Source organism: Burkholderia sp. Bp9143 (genome assembly GCF_003853645.1).
Taxonomy (GTDB): domain Bacteria; phylum Pseudomonadota; class Gammaproteobacteria; order Burkholderiales; family Burkholderiaceae; genus Burkholderia.
Window position 1 is genome coordinate 23,403 of sequence record NZ_QTPO01000033.1, and the last position, 22,350, is coordinate 45,752.

The 22,350-nt window shown below is 69.6% G+C and carries 21 protein-coding genes; 7 read left to right on the forward strand and 14 right to left on the reverse strand.

Going from position 1 to position 22,350, the window contains the following annotated elements:
• Window positions 1-10: 10 nt before the first annotated feature.
• Window positions 11-1,453, reverse strand: coding sequence for a coniferyl aldehyde dehydrogenase (locus DIE23_RS23780; RefSeq protein WP_124614375.1), 1,443 nt, complete (start codon window positions 1,451-1,453; stop codon window positions 11-13).
• Window positions 1,454-2,174: 721 nt separating this feature from the next.
• Here DIE23_RS23780 and DIE23_RS23790 point away from each other — a divergent pair.
• The gene (locus tag DIE23_RS23790; RefSeq protein WP_124614376.1) at window positions 2,175-3,815 is read left to right on the forward strand and encodes a GMC family oxidoreductase; all 1,641 of its coding nucleotides are present in this window, start codon (window positions 2,175-2,177) and stop codon (window positions 3,813-3,815) included.
• Window positions 3,816-3,848: 33 nt separating this feature from the next.
• Here the strand turns inward: DIE23_RS23790 and DIE23_RS23795 are convergent, their stop codons facing one another.
• Genes DIE23_RS23795 through fliF form a run of 6 tightly spaced genes read right to left on the reverse strand, consistent with a single transcriptional unit; the run spans window position 3,849 to window position 10,680 of the window.
• A complete protein-coding gene (locus DIE23_RS23795) occupies window positions 3,849-5,225 on the reverse strand; it encodes a flagellar hook-length control protein FliK (RefSeq protein ID WP_124614377.1) in 1,377 nt (458 codons plus the stop codon).
• A 31-nt stretch (window positions 5,226-5,256) separates the two neighbouring features.
• Window positions 5,257-5,715 carry a flagellar export protein FliJ gene (gene fliJ, locus DIE23_RS23800; protein WP_124614378.1) on the reverse strand — a complete coding sequence of 153 codons (459 nt, stop codon included), beginning with the start codon at window positions 5,713-5,715 and terminating at the stop codon, window positions 5,257-5,259.
• Between the two features lie 5 nt (window positions 5,716-5,720).
• Complete coding sequence (gene fliI / locus DIE23_RS23805; protein WP_124614379.1) at window positions 5,721-7,262, reverse strand: flagellar protein export ATPase FliI; 1,542 nt, start codon at window positions 7,260-7,262, stop codon at window positions 5,721-5,723.
• Window positions 7,256-7,939 (reverse strand): flagellar assembly protein FliH, encoded by a 684-nt coding sequence (gene fliH / locus DIE23_RS23810; RefSeq protein WP_124614380.1) that lies wholly within the window; start codon window positions 7,937-7,939, stop codon window positions 7,256-7,258. Before fliH ends, fliI begins: the two co-directional genes overlap by 7 nt.
• A complete protein-coding gene (gene fliG, locus DIE23_RS23815) occupies window positions 7,932-8,927 on the reverse strand; it encodes a flagellar motor switch protein FliG (RefSeq protein ID WP_124614381.1) in 996 nt (331 codons plus the stop codon). The genes fliH and fliG overlap by 8 nt, the downstream gene beginning before the upstream one ends.
• A complete protein-coding gene (gene fliF / locus DIE23_RS23820) occupies window positions 8,917-10,680 on the reverse strand; it encodes a flagellar basal-body MS-ring/collar protein FliF (protein WP_124614382.1) in 1,764 nt (587 codons plus the stop codon). Before fliF ends, fliG begins: the two co-directional genes overlap by 11 nt.
• 250 nt (window positions 10,681-10,930) lie before the next feature.
• Here fliF and fliE point away from each other — a divergent pair, with 250 nt between their 5' ends.
• The 6 genes from fliE (at window position 10,931) to DIE23_RS23855 (ending at window position 14,964) form a co-directional block, all read left to right on the forward strand.
• Entirely contained in the window at window positions 10,931-11,275 is a 345-nt protein-coding gene (gene fliE / locus DIE23_RS23830; protein ID WP_124570749.1) for a flagellar hook-basal body complex protein FliE, read from the forward strand.
• Window positions 11,276-11,452: 177 nt separating this feature from the next.
• A complete protein-coding gene (gene fliS / locus DIE23_RS23835; protein ID WP_124614383.1) occupies window positions 11,453-11,887 on the forward strand; it encodes a flagellar export chaperone FliS in 435 nt (144 codons plus the stop codon).
• Entirely contained in the window at window positions 11,884-12,216 is a 333-nt protein-coding gene (locus DIE23_RS23840; protein ID WP_124614384.1) for a flagellar protein FliT, read from the forward strand. The genes fliS and DIE23_RS23840 overlap by 4 nt, the downstream gene beginning before the upstream one ends.
• A 75-nt stretch (window positions 12,217-12,291) precedes the next feature.
• The gene (locus DIE23_RS23845) at window positions 12,292-13,644 is read left to right on the forward strand and encodes a flagellar hook-length control protein FliK (RefSeq protein WP_124614385.1); all 1,353 of its coding nucleotides are present in this window, start codon (window positions 12,292-12,294) and stop codon (window positions 13,642-13,644) included.
• Window positions 13,641-13,961, forward strand: coding sequence for an EscU/YscU/HrcU family type III secretion system export apparatus switch protein (locus DIE23_RS23850; RefSeq protein ID WP_124614386.1), 321 nt, complete (start codon window positions 13,641-13,643; stop codon window positions 13,959-13,961). Before DIE23_RS23845 ends, DIE23_RS23850 begins: the two co-directional genes overlap by 4 nt.
• Before the next feature lie 268 nt (window positions 13,962-14,229).
• Window positions 14,230-14,964 (forward strand): PepSY-associated TM helix domain-containing protein, encoded by a 735-nt coding sequence (locus DIE23_RS23855; RefSeq protein WP_124614387.1) that lies wholly within the window; start codon window positions 14,230-14,232, stop codon window positions 14,962-14,964.
• Between the two features lie 84 nt (window positions 14,965-15,048).
• Here the strand turns inward: DIE23_RS23855 and DIE23_RS23860 are convergent, their stop codons facing one another.
• The 7 genes from DIE23_RS23860 to DIE23_RS23890 form a co-directional block, all read right to left on the reverse strand.
• Window positions 15,049-16,074 carry an XdhC family protein gene (locus tag DIE23_RS23860; RefSeq protein WP_124614388.1) on the reverse strand — a complete coding sequence of 342 codons (1,026 nt, stop codon included), beginning with the start codon at window positions 16,072-16,074 and terminating at the stop codon, window positions 15,049-15,051.
• A gap of 286 nt (window positions 16,075-16,360) precedes the next feature.
• The gene (locus DIE23_RS23865) at window positions 16,361-17,767 is read right to left on the reverse strand and encodes an amino acid permease (RefSeq protein WP_124614389.1); all 1,407 of its coding nucleotides are present in this window, start codon (window positions 17,765-17,767) and stop codon (window positions 16,361-16,363) included.
• Between the two features lie 214 nt (window positions 17,768-17,981).
• A complete protein-coding gene (rqpR, locus tag DIE23_RS23870; RefSeq protein ID WP_124614390.1) occupies window positions 17,982-18,638 on the reverse strand; it encodes a response regulator transcription factor RqpR in 657 nt (218 codons plus the stop codon).
• Window positions 18,639-18,645: 7 nt separating this feature from the next.
• A complete protein-coding gene (gene rqpS / locus DIE23_RS23875) occupies window positions 18,646-19,461 on the reverse strand; it encodes a quorum system sensor histidine kinase RqpS (protein ID WP_124614391.1) in 816 nt (271 codons plus the stop codon).
• 415 nt (window positions 19,462-19,876) lie between these two features.
• Window positions 19,877-20,647, reverse strand: coding sequence for a ferredoxin--NADP reductase (locus DIE23_RS23880; RefSeq protein WP_059535031.1), 771 nt, complete (start codon window positions 20,645-20,647; stop codon window positions 19,877-19,879).
• A 311-nt stretch (window positions 20,648-20,958) separates the two neighbouring features.
• Complete coding sequence (locus tag DIE23_RS23885) at window positions 20,959-21,774, reverse strand: endonuclease/exonuclease/phosphatase family protein (protein ID WP_124614392.1); 816 nt, start codon at window positions 21,772-21,774, stop codon at window positions 20,959-20,961.
• 5 nt (window positions 21,775-21,779) lie between these two features.
• Complete coding sequence (locus DIE23_RS23890; RefSeq protein ID WP_124614393.1) at window positions 21,780-22,268, reverse strand: hypothetical protein; 489 nt, start codon at window positions 22,266-22,268, stop codon at window positions 21,780-21,782.
• Between the last annotated feature and the right edge of the window lie 82 nt (window positions 22,269-22,350).

Genomic DNA, 22,350 nt, shown 5'->3' on the forward strand with positions numbered 1-22,350 from the left:
CCCGCACCGCTCAGAACTTCAGCATCATCCTGATCACCGCAGCGAAGCGCTTGCCGTAAGGCGGCGCGATCAGCCCGCGGGTATTCAGGCGCGCCTGCGTGAGCACGGGCTTCATCTTCGAGAACGTCACGAAGCCGTCGTAGCCGTGATACGCACCCATCCCGCTCGCGCCGACGCCGCCGAACGGCAAGCTGCCGCACGCGATGTGCAACAGCGCGTCGTTGACCGTCACGCCGCCCGAGATCGTCTCGCGCATCACGCGGTCGACCGTGCCGCCATCCTCGTCGAACAGGTACAGCGCGAGCGGCCGCGGCCGCGCGTTCACGTACGCGATCGCCTCGTCGAGCCGCTCGTACGGCACGAGCGGCAGCAGCGGCCCGAAGATTTCCTCCTGCATCAGCTGTGACGCGGCCGGCACGTGCGTGACCGCGCATGGCACGAAGCGGCGCGACGCGGGATCGGACTGCGCGTCCGACAGCGGATGCAGTTGCGCGCCGGCTGCCTGCGCGTCGGCCGCAAGCTGCTGCAGCCGGGCGTAGTGGCGCGGCGACACGATCGTCGTGTAGTCGCCGTTGGTCGACAGGTCCGGATACAGCTTGGCGAAGCGCACCCGCGCGCGCTCGATGAACGCGCCCTCCATCCCGCGCGGCAGCAGCACGTAGTCGGGCGCGATGCAGGTCTGGCCCGCATTCAGCGTCTTGCCGCCGATGATCGCGTCGACGGCCGCATCGAAGCGCGCATTCGGGCCGACGATCGCCGGCGACTTGCCGCCGAGCTCGAGCGTGACCGGAGTGAGATTGTCGGCCGCGGCGCGCATCACGTGGCGGCCGACGTGCGTCGAGCCGGTGAACAGCAGGTGATCGAACGGCAGCGCGCTGAACGCGACGCCAATCTCGGCATCGCCGTTCACGACCGCGACGTGGTCGCGCGAGAAGGTCTTCGCGATCAGCTGTTCGAACAGCGCCGACGTGCGCGGCGTCAGTTCGGACATCTTGATGATCGCGCGGTTGCCGGCCGTGAGCGCGCAGATCAGCGGACCGGCCGCGAGCAGGATCGGATAGTTCCACGGCACGACGATGCCGACCACGCCGAGCGGCTGCGGCAGCACCTTCGCGCGCGCAGGCCGCAGCCACTTGTTCATCGGCTTGCGGATCGGCTTCATCCAGCGCTTGCCGTGCTTGAGTGCGTCGTCGATCTCTTCCTTCGCCATCCAGATTTCCGACAGCAGCACTTCCTGTTTCGCGCGATGCCCGAAGTCGGCGCGGATCGCGTCGGCGAGCGCATCCGCGTGATCGATCAGCATCGTGCGCAGCGCACGCAGGTGCTGCGCGCGAGTGTCCCACTCCGGATACGGCGCGCGCAGGTAGGCCGCGCGCTGGTCGCGCAGCAGCGACGTCAGCGCATCGACCGACGGCAGCGCTTGCGGGGCCAGTTCGGGCAGGTCGTTCTTCATGTCGTCTACTCCAGTTGAGCGTGGCACGGCGGCCAGCAGTCAGGCCGCACGCACCCGCTCGGCGAGCGTGGCGGGGCGGGTCAGGTTGGCGCGCGTCGCGCGGCGCGGGGCCGGATGCGATGCGCGGGCGAAAACAGGGTGCAGCGTGCGGCAAGCGTCGCATCCGCGCGACGGTGTTCGCGTCCCAAAACGGGATTGCGCGGGATGCGCGTGCGGCTCGATGCGACTTCCGAACGATGCGCGATCGCGTGCTGCAGGCGCTTGCCGGCACACGGAAGCGGCGTCGTGCGATGCGCGCGACGACGCACGCACCGGCAGGTCGTGCCGCGCATGCGACGAACCGTCCAAACGGTCGGCGATAGGTGGTGTCGTTCGATTTCGACCGGCCGCGCGCACGGTGTTGCACGTCACCGTCCGGGCATCCGTTTGAAATGAAATGCGGGCCGCGCGCGGTGCGCCCGGACAACCCGGTCGGCACGCGGCCTGCGGAACGTCGCGCTGCATCGTCGTCTCCCCAGTTTCACGATGGCGCGGCTTCTGTCGGCCGGTGCATCGCGTCGCATCGATCGATACATCTTAAATTTAGTTCGCGCGGGCGTTTAGAGGAATCGCTCTTGAATCGGCGTGCCGCGTGCGCGACGGCCATTCCTACAATGCCCGAACATTACAAGCGTGAGCCGGGCCGCGCCGGCCGCCGTTCATGACACGAAGGAGACGTGACGTGCAATACGACTACATCATCGTTGGCGGAGGGTCGGGCGGGGCGAGCCTCGCCAGCCGCCTCGCCGATGCGTGCCCCGACGCGACGATCGCACTGATCGAGGCCGGCTCGCACACGGAGCGCAACCTGCTCGTCAACATGCCGGTGGGGATCGCGGCGCTCGTGCCGTTCAAGCTCGGCACGAACTACGGTTACGAGACGGTGCCGCAGCCGGGCCTCGGCGGCCGCCGCGGCTACCAGCCGCGCGGGCGCGGGATGGGCGGCTCGAGCGCGATCAACGCGATGATCTACACGCGCGGCCACCCGGGCGACTACGACGAGTGGGCACAACTCGGCGCGACGGGCTGGAGCTGGCAGGACGTGCTGCCGTATTTCCGCCGCGCGGAAGGCAACGCGCGCGGCGCCGATGCATGGCACGGCGCGGACGGTCCGTTGACGGTGTCCGATCTGCGCTTTCGCAATCCGTTTTCCGAACGATTCATCCAGGCCGCGCACGCGGCCGGTTATCCGCTCAACGACGATTTCAACGGCGCGACGCAGGAAGGCGTCGGCTTCTATCAGGTCACGCATCGCGACGGCTCGCGCTGCAGCGTCGCGCGTGCGTACATCTACGGCCGCAACCGGCCGAACCTGCATGTGATCACCGATGCGACGGTGCTGCGCGTGGGCTTCGACGGCAAGCGCGCGGTCGGCGTCGTGGTGTCGCGCGACGGACGCGTCGAGACGCTCGGCGCGCGTGCGGAAGTGATCCTGTCGGCCGGCGCGTTCAATTCGCCGCAACTGCTGATGTGCTCGGGAATCGGTCCGGCGGAACAGTTGCGCCGGCACGGGATCGCGGTCGTGCAGGACGCGCCGGACGTCGGCACCAACCTGATCGACCATATCGACTTCATCATCAACACGCGGGTGAATTCGTCGGAGCTGGTCGGCATCTGCCTGCGCGGGATCGCGAAGATGACGCCGGCGCTCGCGCGCTACTTCTCGAGCCGCACGGGGATGATGACGAGCAACGTCGCGGAGGCCGGCGGCTTCATCAAGAGCGATCCGTCGCTCGATCGTCCGGACCTGCAGCTGCATTTCTGCACGGCGCTCGTCGACGATCACAACCGCAAGATGCACTGGGGCTTCGGTTATTCGCTGCACGTGTGCGCGCTGCGCCCGTTCAGCCGCGGCACGGTCGCGCTCGCGAGCGGCGATGCGCGCGACGCGCCGCTGATCGATCCGCGCTTCTTCAGCGATACGCGCGATCTCGACCTGCTCGTGCGGGGGGCGCAGGCGATGCGCCGGATCCTGTCGCAGGCGCCGCTCGCGTCGCAGGGCGGGCGCGAGTTGTATACGCGGGCGGACCAGAGCGAAGCCGAGCTGCGCGCGACGATCGTCGCGCACGCCGACACGATCTATCACCCGGTCGGTACCTGCCGGATGGGCTCGGATGCGCGCGCGGTCGTGGATCCGCAACTGCGCGTGCGGGGCGTCGAAGGGCTGCGGGTGGTGGATGCATCGGTAATGCCGACGCTGATCGGCGGGAACACGAATGCGCCGTCGGTGATGATCGGCGAACGAGCGGCGGACTTCATCGTCGCGACGCGCAAGGGCGACGTGCCGCGCGGCCAGGCGGCCGCGGCGGTGCACGGCCGCTGAGCGGCGCGCACCGGCACGCGACCGACGCGATGCTCAGGCGAACGTATCGACGAGGCCCGCGCGGCTCACGGTCGCGCCGGCCGCTGCGGATTGCGCAGCGGCGACCGGTGCATCGACGGCTGACGATCCGGCGCGCGCGCGCGGCGACGACTGGCCGCCGGCGAAGCGCTGTTGCGGGTTCTGCTGCTGCGACGCGAAGCCGCCGTCGCTGACGGTCGCGCTACCCAGGCCGAGCCCGCCGGCTTCCATCGCTTCGCGCAGCTTCGGCAGCGCGGCTTCCACCGCGTCGCGCACCTGCGCGTGCTGCGACACGAACAGCGCATGCGCGTGGTTGTCCGCGACGCGCAGCACGACCTGCAGCGGGCCGAGGTCCGGCGGGTTCAGCGTCAGCTCGGCGCTCTGCTGGTGCGCATTCGACAGGAACACGACCTTCTGGCTCAGCGCGTCGGTCCAGTCGGCGGTGCCGACATGCGGGGCCAGCACATGCGTGTTGGCCGCGGCGATCGAGCTTGCAGCGGGCGATGTCGGGAGGTTCGCCTGTGCAGCTGCCGCGGCCGTCGCGGCGGCCGCGACCGTTGCGTCGGGGGCCGGGCCGGCGGTTTCTTCGGCGGCAGCGAATGCATGCGCCGCGGGCTGGCCGGTTGCGCCGGCCTGCAGCGCCGGCGCGGTGGCTGGCGCGGACGTCTGCTGCGTCGCGAGCGCGCCTTTCGCGTCGGCGAGCGTGCGGTCGAAGGTCGGGACTTTCGGCGTCAGCGGGGCGGCGGCGGCCGATGGGGGCGTCGTCGATGCCGGTGCTGCCGCTGCCGCTGCGGCTGCCGTGCCGGTCGCGGGCATCGCGATCGCACCCGAGCCGTCGGTCAGCTTCGCCAGCGCCGCCTGCAGCGCGTCGCGACCCGACGCCGGCACGGCGGCCGCATCCTTGTCGGCATGATTCGTCAGCGCGGCCGTGGCGTCGGGCTGGCCGGACGCGGCCGTCGTTTGCGCGGTGGTGGCTGCGCTAGCGGCAGTATCGGCGGTAGCGGCATTAGCCGGCGCCGCGTCGTTCGCGCGCGCCTGCAGTTGCGCCTGCACGGCGGCGGCCGCCGCGAGCGCGGCGGCGTCGGGACTGGGTGGCGTGTTCGCGTCGACGATCGACTTGTCGTCGTCGCTGTCGCTGCCGGACGGCTTCGTGCCGGCGACCGGCGTCGACGACGCCTGTTTCGTCGAGACGTCCGGCTTGCCGGCGAGCGCCGCGTCGTGCCGCGTGACGACGCTTTGCTTCAGCGTCTGCGCGAACGGCACGGCGGCCGGGCTGGTGGCGGCATCGTTGCCGGCGGACTTGGCGGCGGCGGACGAACTCGCGTCGCGGACGGCCTTGAGTGCGGTGCCGGCGGTGTCGAGCAGCGCGCCGAGCAGGGGCAGGGGAGGCATGACGATTCTCTCGTTCGAAAGCGGTGAGCGGTTACGCCGAGCGGGCCGCGTCGGCCCGCATGCGCAGGATCTTCGCGGCGTGTTCGTCCGCGTCGCGCTGTTCGCGCTTCGCGGTACGCTGCGCTTCCTGCGCGACGCCGCGCGCCTGCAGGATTTCGTATGAGCCGACGGTGCGTTTCTTCTGTTGCCAGTTCGGGCGCGCCTCGTCGATGCGGAGTTCGGCCGCGGCCAGCACGTTGCGCTGCTGCGCGATCGCCGCGTCGAGCGTATCGATGAACGCCTGGAAATTGCGCCAGTTGCCGGCCGGCATCCCGTGCTGCGCGGACTGCGCGAAGCGCGCGTGGTATTCGTCGCGATAGCGCAGCAGCGCATCGAGCTGTTCGGCGGCCGAGGTGCGGTCGCGCTGAGCGGTGCCGAGCTGCTTCGCGGCCGTGTCGAGGTCTTCCTGCGCGCGGTCGAGCAGCAGTTGAAGGGGAAAGCCGGGTGCCATCGGGATCAGCCTCCGTGTACGTCGAACAGCGCATCGAGCGCGGTGAGGCTCGACGCGAACGGCGCGCATTCGCGAAAGCCCTGCTGCAGGAACGATTCGATGCGCGGGTAGAGCGCGATCGCGCGGTCGAGCTGCGCGTCGCGGCCGGGTGCATAGGCGCCGACCGCGATCAGGTCGCGATTGCGCTGGTAGCGCGACAGCATCTGCTTGAACTGCCGCACGCGGTCGAGATGCGTTTCGTCGATCAGCGCGGTCATCGCGCGGCTGATCGATGCCTCGATGTCGATCGCCGGATAGTGGCCGGCCTCGGCGAGCGCGCGCGACAGCACGATGTGACCGTCGAGGATCGCGCGCGCCGAGTCGGCGATCGGGTCCTGCTGGTCGTCGCCTTCGGTCAGCACCGTGTAGAACGCGGTGATCGAGCCACCGCCTTCGGGCCCGTTGCCGGTGCGCTCGACGAGCGCGGGCAGCTTCGCGAACACCGACGGCGGATAGCCCTTGGTCGCGGGCGGCTCGCCGATCGCGAGCGCGATCTCGCGCTGCGCCATCGCGTAGCGCGTCAGCGAATCCATCAGCAGCAGCACGTGCTTGCCCTGGTCGCGGAAATACTCGGCGAGCGACGTCGCGTAGGCGGCGCCCTGCATCCGCAGCAGCGGCGACACGTCGGCCGGCGCCGCGACGACGACCGAGCGCGCGAGCCCGTCCTCGCCGAGGATCTGTTCGATGAATTCCTTCACTTCGCGGCCGCGTTCGCCGATCAGCCCGATCACGATCACTTCCGCGCTGGTGTAGCGCGCCATCGTGCCGAGCAGCACCGACTTGCCGACGCCGGAGCCTGCGAACAGGCCCATCCGCTGCCCGCGGCCGACGGTGAGCAGCCCGTTGATCGCGCGCACGCCGACGTCGAGCACGTGGTGGATCGGCTCGCGATCGAGCGGGTTGATCGATGGCGCCGACAGCGGCGCGTCGACCTTCGACGCGAGCGGGCCCAGGCCGTCGAGCGGGCGGCCCGACGCGTCGACGACGCGCCCGAGCATTTCCCAGCCGACCGGCAGCCGCTTCGCGCCCGCGAGCGGGTCGGCGACGGGCGCGGCTTCCAGCGGCCACACGCGCGCGCCGGGCAGCACGCCTGCGACGTCGGTGGTGGGCATCAGGAACAGGCGATCGCCGGAGAACCCGACGACTTCCGCTTCCGCGTGCGGCAGCGTGCTGCCGGGCGGCAATTCGATCGTGCATTCGGCGCCGACCGACAGGCGCAGCCCGATCGCCTCGAGCACGAGGCCCGCGGCGCGCGTGAGGCGCCCGCACGGCCGCAGCGGCAGCGCGCGGTGGCTGCGTGTCGCGAGCCCGTTCAGGTGCGTGCGCCAGTGCGCGAGATGCGGATTGTGCGGTGCGCGCGGCGCATCGCAGGCGGCATCCGTCACGTGCGCAGGCGCGCCGTGAGCAGTGTCGTGCGTACTTTCGGGACCGAACGACGCGAGCGCGAGTTCGCGCTCGAGCGGCGTCATCCCGTCGTACAGGATCGATTCGGGCGTGGGCGTCACCATGCGCTCACCTTGCCGATCGCGGCGGCGACGCGCTGCCAGCGGGTGGGCAGCGTCGCGTCGACCTCGCCCGTCGCGGCGTGCGCGCGGCAGCCGCCGCGCTCGATCGACGCGTCGGTGCGCACGTTCCAGCCGAGCGTGTCGAGATCGTCCTGCAGATAGGCTTCGACGACGGGCAGGTCGGCCGGATTCACCGCGAGATGCGGCGCGCCGGACAACGCCGGTTCGGCGGCGAGCACGTCGCGCACGGCCGCGACGAGCGCGGCGGGATCGTGCTTCACGTGCTGGCGCACGACCTGCTGCGCGATGTCGAGCGCGAGCTGCGCGAGGTCGGACGCGAGATCGTGCTCGACGCTCGACACGGCTTCGCGGAACGACGCGGCGAGCGCCGCGAGCTGCGCGGCCTGTTCGCGCGCTTCAGCCTGGCCGGCCTCGAAACCCTGCTCGCGGCCCTGGTCGAAGCCGGCCTGGTAACCCAGCGCCTGGCCCTCGACGTGACCGGCCGCATGGCCTTCGGCATGCGCGGCGTCGCGCACGCGCTGCAGTTCCTCGGCGAGCGCGGCGGCGGCCGCTGCCGCGTCGTCGGGCGGCGGCGGGGGCGGCGGCGGATCGAACGACGCCATCTCCCACCGCTGGTACGCGGTGAGGGTGCCGGCGCGGTCGCGCGCGGAATCAGACATACGCGTCTTCCGCCTTGCCGCCGATCACGATCTGACCGCTCTCGGCGAGGTTGCGCACGATCTGCAGGATGCGGCGCTGCTGCGTCTCGACTTCGGACACGCGCACCGGGCCGCGCGCGTCGAGATCCTCGGCGAGCAGTTCGGCCGCGCGTTGCGACATGTTCGCGAGGAACTTCTGGCGCAGCGCGGGCGGCGCGCCCTTCAGCGCGATGATCAGCGTTTCCGACTCGACTTCCTTCAGCACCATCTGGATCGCGCGATCCTCGAGATCGAGCAGGTTCTCGAACACGAACATCTGGTCGATGATCTTCTGCGCGAGGTCGGCGTCGTACTGGCGCACGCTTTCGAGCACGCCTTCTTCATGATTGCTCGTCATGAAGTTCAGGATCTCGGCCGCGGTGCGGATGCCGCCCATCGGGCTGCGCTTCAGGTTGTCGCTGCCGGACAGCAGGCCGGTCAGCACGTCGTCGAGCTCGCGCAGCGCGGCCGGCTGGATGCCGTCGAGCGTCGCGATCCGCAGCAGCACGTCGTTGCGCAGCCGCTCGGTGAAGCACGACGCGATCTCGGACGCCTGGTCGCGGTCGAGGTGCACGAGGATGGTCGCGATGATCTGCGGATGCTCGTTCTTGATCAGTTCGGCGACGGCGCCCGAGTCCATCCACTTCAGGCCCTCGATGCCGCTCGTGTCGCTGCCCTGCAGGATCCGGTCGATCAGCACGCCGGCCTTGTCCTCGCCGAGCGCCTTGGTCAGCACCGAGCGGATGTACTCGCTCGAATCGAGCGACAGCGCGGTGTGCTGCTCGGCTTCCTTCGCGAACTCCTGCAGCACGTCCTCGACCTGCTCGCGCGTGACGTTCTTCAGCGCGGCCATCGCGGCGCCGATCTTCTGCACCTCGCGCGGCGCGAGGAACTTGAATACTTCAGCGGCCTCTTCCTCGCCGATCGACATCAGCAGCAGCGCGCTCTTGGTCAGGCCTTCAGCGTTCATCGGACACCCAGTTCTTCACGACGGTGGCGACGATCTTCGGATCCTGGCGGGCGATCGTGCGCGCGTAGTCGAGGTTGCGTTCGTAACGGTTCTTTTCGTTCTCGAAGCCGAGCAGCAGCGGATCGGGCTCTTCGACCTTGTCCGGGGCGGGCAGGCCGTCGAGCGCGACCGTATCCTCCGGCGCCGCGAGCGACGGTGCGACCGGCTCGGGCGGCGGGAATGCGCGGCGCATCGCCGGGCGCACGAACATGAAATAGAGCGCCGCCGCGGCCGCCGCGATGCCGAGCCACTTCGCGGCTTCCTTCGCCATCGCGATCATGTCCGGCTGGCGCCACCACGGCAGGTCGGCGTACGGATCGCTGGCGGTCGAGAACGTGCTGTTCACGACGTTCACCGAGTCGCCGCGCTTCTCGTCGTAGCCCATCGCGTCCTTCACGAGCTGCTCGATCTGCGCGAGCTTCGCGGGCGGCAGCGGCTGCATCGTCACTTTGCCCTTCGCGTCGGCGACCGGCTGGTAGTTGACGACGACGGCGACCGACAGCCGCTTCACGTTGCCCATCGGCTGCTCGACGTGACGGATCGTCTTGTCGAGCTCGTAGTTGGTCGTCTGGTCCTTGCGGTCGCTGACGGGCGTCGACTGCGGCCCGTTCTGGCCGTTGCCGGCGACGATCGGCGCGGAGGCCGGCTGCGGCGGCGTGTTCGACAGCGCGCCCGGCACGCCCGATGCGCCGCCCTGCGCGAGTTCGGTCGCGCTGCTGGTCTGCTGGCTGCGGATCGCGGCCTGCTGCGGCGCGCCGTTCGGGCCGTAGCTTTCCGAGGTCTGCTCGAGCTTCGAGAAATCGATGTCCGCGCTGACCTGCGCGCGCGCGTTGCCGGTGCCGAAGATCGGCGCGAGGATCGCGTCGATGCGCTTCTGCGTGTTGCGCTCGACCTGCTGCACGTACTTGAGCTGGCTTGCGTCGAGGCCGGAGGCCGAGGCCGTCTGGGTCAGCAGGTTGCCGTCCTGGTCGACGATCGTCACGTTCTTGGCCGGCATGTCGGGCACGCCGGACGACACCATCCGCGTGATCGCCTGCACCTGGCCCTCGTCGAGCACGCGGCCCGGGTAGAGGTCGACGAATACCGACGCGCTCGGCGCTTCCTTGTCGCGCACGAATACCGACGGCTTCGGGATCGCGAGATGCACGCGCGCACCGCGCACCGCGTTGATCGACTCGATCGTGCGCTGCAGCTCGCCTTCGAGCGCGCGCTGGTAGTTCACCTGCTCGGCGAACTGGCTGATGCCGAATTTCTGGTTGTCCATCAGCTCGAAGCCGACCGAGCCGCCCTTGGGCAGGCCCATCGCGGCGAGCTTCAGGCGCGTTTCGTGCACCTGGTTCGACGGCACGAGGATCGCGCCGCCGGCATCGGCGAACTTGTAGGGAACGTTTGCCTGCTGGAGCGCGGCGATGATCGCCCCGCCGTCGCGGTCCGACAGGTTGCTGTACAGCACGCGATAGTCGGGCGCGCGGCTCCACAGCACGAGCGCGGTGATCGCGGCGATGGCGAGCGCGACGGCGATCACGAACGGCAGCTTCGGGTTGCCCTTCATCCGCGAGATGCCGGGGATGCGTTCCGCGAAACCGCCGAACCCGAAGTCCGCGCCGGCGCCGCCTGCTCCCGGCAACGCGGCGGCCGCGGTGGCGCCTGGCACCGGGCTGGCGAGGCCCGTGCGGGCGTCGGGGTTGATCAGCGAGTTGGCCTGCGAATCCATGCGTCGAGTTTCTCCGGAGCGGGACGACTGAGCCGCTCGGACGAGCGGACGGACAATGACACGATGCGATTATCGGGACCCGGGCGCGACTCCGATCGACCGAAAAGAGCGGGGTTTCCCCCGTACTTTCGCGGCTTTGGCGCGCGCCGCGCTGCTATCCTTTTTCGCGATCCGGCATGGTGCGCGTCGTGCGGCGCCGTCAGATCGCCCGGTGCGTCCGGGTCTTTTCTCTTATATGTCTGGGGACAGCATGGCTGCCAACGTCAGCGGAATCGGTTCGGTGTTGCAACAGATGCAGGCGATGGCCGCGCAGGCGAGCGGCGGCGTCGCGAGCCCGGCGGCGGCGCTCGCCGGCTCGGGCGCCGCGACGGCCGGCACGTTCGCGAGCGCGATGAAGGCGTCGCTCGACAAGATCAGCGGCGACCAGCAGCACGCACTCGGCGAGGCGCACGCGTTCGAGGTCGGCGCGGCGAACGTGTCGCTGAACGACGTGATGGTCGACATGCAGAAGGCCAACATCGGTTTCCAGTTCGGGCTCCAGGTCCGCAACAAGCTCGTGAGCGCGTACAACGACATCATGCAGATGTCGGTGTGACGCGACGGGCATCCGGGGACGGCCACCCGGCGACGGGCATCCGGGCGTGGCCGGCCGGCCCGGCGGTCCGAGCGCCTAAAGCTTTTCAATTCCCTTCCGATAACTCTGGAACAAGGCCGGGTCCTGCATCGCAGGGCGGCGGCCACCGCATAGCCACCGCATCACAAGGAGAAGCGCATGTTTTCCCCAGGACACGCTGGAGCCAGTGCGTACGCGCGTGTCGGCGTCGAGACAGGGGTGATGGGCGCCTCCCCGCACCGGCTGATCGCGATGCTGTACCAGGGTGCGCGACAGGCCATCGCGCTCGCGCGCATCCATTTGCAGCAGGGCAACGTGCCCGCACGCGGCGAAGCGATCGGCAAGGCGATCGGGATCGTCGAGAGCGGCCTGCAGGCGTCGCTGAACCTCGACGCGGGCGGCCAGATCGCCGGGCGCCTCGACGCGCTGTACGCGTATATCGGCCGGCGCCTGCTGGAAGCCAACCTGCATGCGAGCGACGCGATGCTGGTCGAGGTCGACGGGCTGCTCGCGACGCTCGAGGAAGCGTGGACGGGCATCGCCCCGGAAGTCGCGCGCATGGCCGCGCAACAGGCGGCGGGCGCGGCACGATGAATCTCAAGGCCGAATACTTCGCACGTTACGAGGCGCTCGCGGCCGTGTCGGGCCGCATGCTGTCCGCGGCGCGCGGCGCGGACTGGCGCGCGCTGCCGGAGTTGCAGGCCGAATTCCTGAGGCTCGTCGACGGGTTGAAGGAGGCCGATCCGGGCGTCGCGCTCGACGAAGCGGACCTCGGCCGCAAGCTCACGCTGATCCGGCGCATCCTCGCCGACGACGCCGCGATCCGCGATCTCGCGAGCCCGGAAGTCGCACGGCTGTCCGCGCTGTTCGAGGCGCGGCGCTCGACCAAGGTATTGACCGATCTCTACCGCGCTCGCGGGTAGTGCCCGTTCGCCGGGGCGGCGGTTGCCGCGTGCCCGGCTTCGCAACGATGTGGCTGAGGTGAGCAGGCTCCGATCATGACCGGTATCGACTCCGTTGCAGCCGCCCTGCTGGCGAGCCGCCTCGACAGCCTGCTGACCGGCACCGTGACGGCGCCCGCCGGCGGCGGTGCGACCGCGCAGGTCGGCATGCCGAGCACCGGCGCGTCGTCGCCGTCTTCGCCAGGAGCCACGCCGGCCGCGCCGCCGGCGTCCGCGCAGACTGCGCTGTCCGATGTCGCGCTCGTGCTCGACGCGATCTCGCGCTCGGGCGGTGTCGCGACACCCGTCATCGCCGGACGCGCGCCGCTGCTGGCCGATCCTTCCGTGCTGCTGAGCGCCGCGGCGGCCGCGCCGCCGGACGGGCAGCCGGCCTCCGATCCGGTTGCTTCTGCCGTTGCAGCTTCCACCGCATCACCCGCGTCAGACGTCGCGGCCGCGCGCGCTGCGGCGGCCGCACCGCCCGTCGCGGCGCTGCGCGCGGCGCTCGCGCAGGCCGTGAGCGAAAGCGGCCTCTTTTACGAATCCCATCTCGCGCAGTGGCTGGCCGGCCAGCGCCCGCTCGCCGCGCTGATGCGCGAACCGCAGGCGCGCCTCACGACCGCGCCGGTGCAGCCTGCCCCGGATGCCGCGCAGCACGATGCGCCCGACGTGCTCGACGAACTGCTCGCGCAGCGTCTGCCGTTGCCGACGGCGGCGCCGCGATCCGCCACGCAGCCGGGTGCGCCCGCGCCGGGCGGTGCGGGCGCGCACGAACTCGTGCAGAACGCGGCGGTGGCGGCCCGGCAGGCTGCCGCGTCGAGCACGGCCGCGACGACCGACCCGCTCGGCGACCACCCCGACACGCGCTGGACGCCCGCGCGTGCCGAACTGGCCGCCGCGTCGTCCGATCCGCAGGCGCCGGTTCCGGTGCATCCGGCCGCCGTGCCGATCGTCCGGCAGCAGCTCGATGCACTCGCGACCGACCAGTTCCGCTGGGCGGGCGAGGCGTGGCCCGGCGCGCGGCTCGACTGGACGATCGAGCCCGACGACCCGGGCGGCCACGCGTCGCGCGGCGGCGACGACACGGGGGACGGGATCGCATGGCGTACGCGGCTGACGCTCACGTTGCTGTCGCTCGGCACGGTCGACGCGGAGCTGGTGTTGAACGGCAAGCAGCTCGTCGCGCGGCTGCGCGCGAATTCGGCCGGCGCCGACCGGCTCACGCGGAACGAGGCCGCGCTGCGGCAGCGGTTCGAGGGATCGGGGCTGCAACTCGGCGGACTGTCGATTCGCGCGGTCGGCGACGAACCGGACGGCTTCGACCCGCTGGTCGCGCAGGCCGCCGTTGCTGCATACGCGCGCGGCGCGGCCGGCGGTACGCCGCGTGCCGACGACGAGAGCCCGCGATGAGCATGACCTCCCGCAAGCGCGCGGCCGCGCTCGTCTACGATCCGAAAGGCGGCGATACCGCGCCGCGCGTGGTCGCGAAGGGGTATGGCCTGCTCGCCGAGATGATCGTCGCCCGGGCGCGCGATGCGGGGCTGTACGTGCATACCGCGCCGGAGATGGTGTCGCTGCTGATGCAGGTCGACCTCGACGACCGGATTCCGCCGCAGCTTTACCAGGCCGTCGCGGATCTGCTCGCGTGGCTGTACGCGCTCGATCGCACCGAGCCCGAGCCGGGCGACGCCGCGCCACGCTTTCCGCTGCCGCCGCTGCGCCGCTGAGCGCGCGCCGGCTCCGGTTATCTTGCGAAATGCTGTCCGGGTCTTTCGCGATCATTTCGCCGGCATTTTTCTTCTATTGACAAGGATTGGCGTGCAATCCACATGCTTTGTCGGTTATCGCCGGACTTTTCCGCTCGCCCGCCGTGCGCCGGAGGATTGAGCGGTCGTGCTATTTGTGTAATGATATCCATTCTCATTTTCATGCTGACCGGGCGGCGCACGTTTTTCCGTGCGCCGCCCGTTGTTTTGAACGAATGGACACTCTCGCGTGAACGCGCCCGAAACAATCGCCCCGCCGCAGGCGGGCAGGCCCCCCGCGGGCGTCACCGTGCTGCATCCGGCCGCACGTCCCCTGAGCGACGCCGAACTGGCGGCGCGCCGCCAGCGCTCGCGCCGCGCGACCTTCATCAAGTGGCTGCGCAAGGTGCACGGCTGGGTCGGGCTGTGGGGCGCGGTGCTCGGGTTGCTGTTCGGCATGACGGGCGTGCTGCTGAACCATCGCGCGCCGCCGCTGAAGATCCCGACCGGCGAACCGCAAGTCGAGCAGATGCAGATCGCATTGCCTGACCCGGTGCCGAAGTCACCGGCCGCGATGACGAAGTGGCTGCAGCAGGAACTGCACTTCGACGGCCGGCCGGGCCGCGTGCGCAAGGAGCCTGCGCAGCCGGTCGCCTGGGGCGACCGGCGCGTGATGCAGCCCGAGCACTGGCAGATGGGCCTGTACGGTCCGCACCAGAACCTGCAGGCCGAGTACTGGGTCGGCAACGGCTACGTGTCGGTGAAGCGCACCGGCAACACGTTCCTGACGACGCTGAACAACCTGCATCGCGGCGTCGGCATGAATCTGGGCTGGGTGCTGCTGATGGACACGATCGCGGGTTCGCTGATCCTGTTGTCGCTGACGGGCGTGCTGCTGTGGACGGAGCTGAACAAGCGCCGCACGGTCGGCGTCGTGCTGGTGGCCGGCTCGGTCGCCGCGGCGCTCGCCGCGGGCCTCGCCTGACGCAACAGTCGAAACGCGCCGGCTTGCTGCCGGCGCATGGTGCGCGCATCCGGCGCGCCGGCCATGCGCCGGTGCCGGCGGGCCTCAGAGGCCGCAGGTCGCGCCGCTGTTTGCCGCGATCTCGCGGGCGGCCTTCGCGCCCTCGACCTGCAGGATCGTCGGCAGCGACACGTTGTTCTTCGCGGCCGTCACCTCGGCGAGGATCGAGATCGCGATTTCCGGCGGCGTGCGGCTGCCGATGTAGATGCCGGCCGGCCCGTGCAGCCGCACCAGTTCCGCTTCGCTCAGGTCGAATTCGAGCAGCCGCTCGCGCCGCGCCGCGTTGTTGCGCCGCGAGCCGAGCGCGCCCACGTAGAACGCGGGTGTCTTGAGCGCTTCCATCAGCGCGAGATCGTCGAGTTTCGGGTCGTGCGTGAGCGCGATCACGGCCGAACGCGCGTCGAGCTTCATGTCGAGCACCGTGTCGTCCGGCATCGTGTGCACGACGCGCGTGCCCGGCACGTCCCACGCATCCGTGTATTCCTCGCGCGGATCGCAAACCGTCACCTGGTAGTCGAGCCCGACCGCGATCTGGCACAGATAGCGCGACAACTGCCCCGCGCCGATCACGAGCATCCGGTAGCGCGGCCCGTGGATCGTCACGAGCCGTTCGCCGTCGAACCCGAGCCCGTCGGTCGCCTGCGCGGGCGACAGCGACGCGCGGCCGGTGGCGAGCGTCATCGTGCGCGTGACGAGGCGGCCGGCTTCGACTTCCGCACACAGCGCGGCGATCCCGCTGTCGCGCGTGAGCGGTTCCAGCACGAGCTGGATCGTGCCGCCGCAGGGCAGACCGAAGCGGTGCGCTTCCTCGGCCGTCACGCCGTACTTGACGGCTTCCGGGCGCGCGTCGGTTGCGATTCCGCTCGCATGCACGCGGGCGATCAGGTCGTCCTCGATGCACCCGCCGGACACGGAGCCGACCACGAGCCCGTCCTCGCGCACGGCGAGCATCGCGCCCTCTGGGCGGGGCGACGAGCCCCACGTCTTCACGACCGTCACGAGCAGCACACGGCGCCCTTCGTCGAGCCAGCGCGCGCTGGATTTCAGTACATCGAGATCGACGCTTTCCATCATCTTTTCCTGTTGGCGGACGGCCCGCCGGGCAGGGCCGTGTTCGATGGCGGGATTATGAACCGCCCGGCGCGCGCCCGCAGGCAGCGTGCGAATCGTCTGCGCAAATCCGGAGGATCGAGCAAGACATCGCGACGATCGGGCAGCGGCCGCGCGCGGGAGCGGCGCGGCGGCGCGTGCCCGGCGGCGGGTTCGACAACGGGGGGGAGGGGTGCCGCACGGGGCCGGTCATGGCCCGGTGCGGTATCGCACCGCCGCGCGCGGCATGCGCACGCGGCGGTGCGGGTCAGTGCGCGTCGTGGTGACCGCGGGCGAGCTTCGAGTGGTGCCGCGAATACAGGAAGTAGATCACGAGGCCGATCACGAGCCAGATGCCGAACGCGGCCCACGTGACGGGCTGCAGGTTCAGCATCAGGAACAGGCACGCGCCGACCGCGAGGATCGGCACCACCGGCACACCCGGGCAGCGGAACGCGCGCGGCAGTTCCGGGTGCGTTCGGCGCAGCACCAGCACCGCGATCGACACCATCGAGAACGCGGCGAGCGTGCCGATGTTGATCAGCTCGGCGAGCACGTTGAGCGGCACGAGCGCGGCGATCAGCCCGAAGAACAGGCCGACGAGCCAGGTCGTCAGGAACGGCGTCGCGTAGCGCGGGTGCACGCGCGACAGCGCCGCCGGCAGCAGCCCGTCGCGCGACATCGCGAAGATGATCCGCGTCTGACCGTAGCTCATCACGAGGATCACGGTCAGCATGCCGAGCACTGCGCCGAGATCGATAAAGCCCGCGACCCACTTCTCGCCGGCGATCTGCAGCGCATACGAGATCGGGTGCGACACGTTCGCGTACTGCGCCGCCGGCACGATGCCGGTCGCGACCGCCGCGACCGTCACGTACAGCACCGCGCACACCGCGAGCGACGCGATGATGCCGATCGGCAGGTCGCGCTTCGGATTCTTCACTTCCTCGGCCGCCGACGACACCGCGTCGAAGCCGATGAACGCGAAGAACATCACGGCCGCCGCGCCGAACACCCCGTTCCAGCCGTGCGGCATGAACGGCTTCCAGTTCGCGGGCGTCACGTGGAACACGCCGACCGCGATCACGAGCAGCACCACCGACACCTTGATGAACACCATGATGTTGTTGATGCGGGTCGACTCGCGGATGCCGATCGACAGCAGCGTCGTGATCACCACCATCACGAGGAACGCAGGCAGGTTGAACCACGTGACGACGCCCGGAATCGCGCCGGGCGCGGCCGTCAGCACGGTCGGCAGCGAGAGCCCGAAACCCTGCAGCAGCGACTGCAGGTAGCCCGACCAGCCGACCGACACGGCCGATGCCGCGAGGCCGTATTCGAGCATCAGGTCCCAGCCGATGATCCATGCGACGAGTTCGCCGAGCGTCGCGTACGAGTACGTGTAGATGGAGCCCGCGACCGGAATCGTCGATGCGAATTCGGCGTACGACAGCGCCGCAAGGCCGCACGCGATCGCGGCGATCACGAACGACAGCATCAGCGCGGGGCCGGCCTGCACGGCGCCGGTGCCGGTCAGCACAAAGATGCCGGTGCCGATGATCGCGCCGATGCCGAGGAAGGTGAGGTCGATTGCGCCGAGCGCTTTCTTGAGCCCGGCGCCGTGCGCACCGGCGATCATGCGATCGACGTTTTTCTTGCGGAAGAGGGACATTGCGGATGAGTCTCCAGCGCGCGCGAGTGCGGCGGCGCCGAGTGAGTGAAAACCCGGAATTTTAGCCGATTTGGCGTGGAAGACCCGCTGCGGCGCAGCGGCGCGCGCCGGAATCGCCCGATAAAACAAGCGCTTGCGCGCAACGTTCGGCGGCCGGAGCCGGCGCGGAGCCGGCCGGCGCGGTGAATCGCGCGATTCCGGTGAATCCGATGGATCAGGCGCCCGACGCGGGCGCCATCTCGACGAGCCGGTTGCTCATCACGTAGAACGTCAGTTCTGCGTTGTTCGACAGCCGCATCTTCTCGAGCAGCCGCGTCCGGTACACGCTGACCGTCTTCACCGACAGCGACAGCGTGTTCGCGATGTCGGTGAGGCGCTTGCCGGACGCGAGCATGCAGAGCGTCTGGTATTCGCGGTCGGACAGCTTCTCGTGCGGCAGCGGTTCGTTCTCGAACGACACGTATTCGGCGAGCGCCTCGGCCATCGCCGGGCTCACGTACTTGCGGCCGGCCGCGACCTGCTGGATCGCGCCGATCATCTGCGCGGCATTCACCGTCTTCGACAGGTAGCCGGCCGCGCCGGCCTTCAGCGCGCGCACCGCGTACTGATCCTCGCGGTACATCGAGAACATCAGCACCGCCGCGCCCGGCAGCTTGCGCTTGATGCGCTTGAGCACCTCGATGCCGTTCGTATCCGGCAGCGAGATGTCGAGCAGGATCACGTCGAAGGCCTGGCGGTCGACGGCGGCCACCGCATCGCTGCCGGTCTCGGCTTCGGTCACGTTGCGCGCGACGCCGCGGTCGATCAGCAGGTGGCGGATCCCTTGCCGGACGATCGCGTGATCGTCCACGAGCAGGATGTTCAGGCTCATGACGACCTCACGAAAGCGACGCGCGGCGCGCGGCGGCCGGCACCGCGAACAGCGAGTCCCACGCGAAGCGCGCGGTGACGCGCGTACCGCGGTCCGCTTCCGGTCCGCTCGCGTCGAAGCTGCCGCCGAACGCCTCGCAGCGTGCGCGCATCCCGGCGAGGCCATAGCCGGAGCGCCGGCTGCGGGAGAAACCGGTCCCATCGTCGGTGATGATCAGGGACAGATGCGAGCCGTCCGTGTCGATCTGCACGTCGACGGACGCCGCGCGGGCATGCTTCGCGACGTTCGACAGCGCTTCCTGCGCGACGCGGAAGATCGCGAGCGCGCCGGCGCCGCCGAGTTGCGTGAGCCGGGCGTCGGCCGCGCAGACGAAGCTCGTGCGCAGGCCGGTGCGGGCTGCGTGGCTGTCGACCCACGCCGACAGTGCACCGACGACGCCGCCGTCGAGTGCCGGCGTGTCGCGCTCGTCGATCAGCCGGCGATTGGCGTCGGTCGCGGCGTCGAGCGACCGCTGCGCCAACTCGAGCGCACGCAGGCAGCCGTCCGGCGCATCGGCCGGCAGCCACGTTTGAACGTTTGCGAGCGCGAAACGCGCGGCGGTGAGTTCGGCGCCGAGCCCGTCATGCAGCTCGCCGGCCAGATGGCTGCGGGCCGCTTCGTCGGCGGCCATCAGCTGGAGGGACAGCGCGGCGATCCGGGCGGCGGACGTGTCGCGATCGGGCAGGGCTTCGGCCACGGGTGCGGCCGCGTCGCAGCCATGCACGAGCGGCTGCGACGGGAACGGGGCGTGGGCGCGCGGGGGCGCGTTGAGCGACGTATCCATGACTCTCCCTGCTGTCAGAAAGCGGTTCAGGCACCGGCTGGCTGCGTGGATCGGCTGCCGTTTCGATGACGGTCGCCGCCGGAGAATCGCCCCTTGCCGAGGTAACAAAAGTTACATTTTGTAACGTTTGAGTCCGACCCTTCAATGACCATCCGAACGCCATCCACGCGGGCCGAATAATATCTCAAAATTTCTGAAAAGATCATGTCAGGCGGCCATTTAAGGGTAAATGTGAATAATCGGAATGAAGCTGTTGTAGGAAAAACACCGACACGAAAGCACCTGGACGGCTCGTATCCAAATGTAACGATTTGACATGGAATGGTCCCAGTTTGTTACGAATTCGCCAAGTAGGGACAAAAAAAAACCGGAGCTATTGCTCCGGTTCTTGATGCGGCACAAATTCGGGGATCGATCAGTCCACGAATGCGCGTTCGATCACGTAGTGACCCGGCGCGCTGTTCTTGCCTTCGACCAGGCCGGCCTGCTTCAGCAGGTCGGTCGTGTCCTTCAGCATCGCGGTGCTGCCGCACAGCATCACGCGGTCGTTTTCCGGCGAGAACGCCGGCACGCCGAGGTCCGTGAACAGCTTGCCCGTCGCGATCAGGTCGGTAATCCGGCCCTCATTGTCGAACGCCTCGCGCGTGACCGTCGGGTAGTAGACGAGCTTTTCCTTGATGATGTCGCCGAGGTACTCGTGGCCCGGCAGGTCGTGCTTGATGTAGTCCATGTACGCCAGCTCGCCCTTCAGGCGGCAGGTGTGCGTCAGGATGACCTTGTCGAAGCGTTCGTAGATGTCCGGGTCGCGGATGATCGACATGAACGGCGCGAGACCCGTGCCGGTCGACAGCATCCACAGCGTCTTGCCGGGCAGCAGGTTGTCGGCGACGAGCGTGCCGGTCGGCTTCTTGCCGATCAGCACCGAGTCGCCCACCTTCAGGTGCTGCAGGCGCGACGTCAGCGGGCCGTTCTGGACCTTGATGCTGAAGAATTCGAGGTGCTCTTCGTAGTTCGGGCTGACGATCGAGTAGGCACGCGCGAGCGGCTTGCCATCGACCTCGAGGCCGACCATCGTGAATTCGCCGTTGTTGAAGCGCAGGCTCGGCTCACGGGTGCAGGTGAAGCTGAAAAGCGTGTCAGTCCAGTGATGGACGGATTGGACGGTGGCGGTGTCGTATTTGCTCATGGCTTTGAAAACGGACGCGCGTAGCGGACGCGTGTAACGGGCCCAAAAACGGGCAAAAAAACCGAGTGCGTCGGCCCGATCGCGGATCGGCCGGCCGGCGCGTCGGACACGCGCCTTCTCGATGACAGACGTTTGAGGAACTCGTTATTTTACCCTGCTTGGGGCAGATGCGGGCTTGACCCGCGCGGCCGCGCGGATTTGGCGCAACGAAGTCTTGCAACCGGCTTTCAGCGATCGGCCGCGAGCTTCGCGCCGAGGCCGACGAGCGCGGCGCCGCGCGGCCGCGCTGGCCGTGCCGCCGCGCGACTGCGTCACTGCGGATCGAGGCGCAGCCGTGCGATATACGGCAGGTGGTCCGACAGCCACGCGGTTTCGCCGGACGGCGCCTGCCATTCGAGCGGCGTCAGCCCGCGCACGAACATCTTGTCGAGCGCGAGCGCCGGGGAGAACGCGGGGAACGTGCGGCCCGACTGGCCGAGCAGCGTCGCGACCTCGGACAGCCCGATCTCGGCGAACAACGCGACCGAATCGTTGCGCCAGTCGTTGAAGTCGCCGGCGAGCACGAGCGGGTCGTCGCCTGCGTTGCGCACGATCCAGTGTGCGATCCAGTGCATCTGGCGCAGCCGCGCCGCGCGCGTGAGCGCGAGGTGCGCGCACAGCAGCGTGACGGGCCGCGCGCCGGCAAGCGTCGCACGCGCGACCAGCAGCCCGCGCCGCTCGAAGCGGTGCGCGGAGATGTCCCAGCGGCCGCCCAGGTCGAGCGGATGCGGCGACAGGATCGCGTTGCCGTGCCGCCACGACGGCTTGAACACGTTCGGCCCGAGTGCGATCTGCCAGTCGAGCGCCTGCGCGATCTCGGTGGCCTGGCAGTGCCACACGTCGTCGACCGCGTCGTCCATCGGCGCGCCGAAGCCGGGTGCGAGCATCGGGCGCGGCATGCGGCGCGCCATCGCTTCCTGCAGAAAATACACGTCGGCGTGCGTCGACTGCATCCAGTTGCGCATCGCGTTCCATGCGGTGAAGCCGAGCGGCGAGCGGCCCTTGTGCAGGTTCCAGCTGACCGCGGTGATTTCGTCGGGCGCGGCGTGCGGTTCGGCGAACGGCAAGGACAGGGCGTCGGCGGACATGGCGCTCAGTCCTTCGCGACGTGCGCGCGCACGCGGTAGACGAGCTGCGGGTGCTGCTCGACGAGCGTCCAGTCGGTCCAGGCTTCGCCGCCGACCGACAGCCCCGGATGGCTCGCGACGATCTGCCGCGGCGACGCGGGCAGGCACGGATCGCTGCGCGTCGCGTTTTCGTCGTCGAGGGTTTCCTGCACGTCGAGCGCGAGCGACACCGTGTGCGCGGCGTCGTCGACGGTGAGCGGCGCGACCGTCACCGAGCGCGAGCGCTCGGTCGGCACGACCCGCGCGGCATTGCCGCAGCCGACGGGCACGGCGGACGGATAGCGATGGGTGTCGGTGCGGGTTTGACCCACGGTGGTGCGTTGCTGGAACGTGTCGATCGTCTGAGCGTCGCGCACCACCTGGATCTCCCACGCGACGACGGCCGGTGCGGGGCTCTGCGCATGGGCCGCGAGCGCGGCGCTCGCGAGCAGGACGGCCAGGCCGTGTTTCAGCATGAAACTTCTCCGGAAACGCGGGGAGCGGGGAACGGACGCACATCTTACGCCCGATCGATTTGGACAGTGGTGTGACAGGACG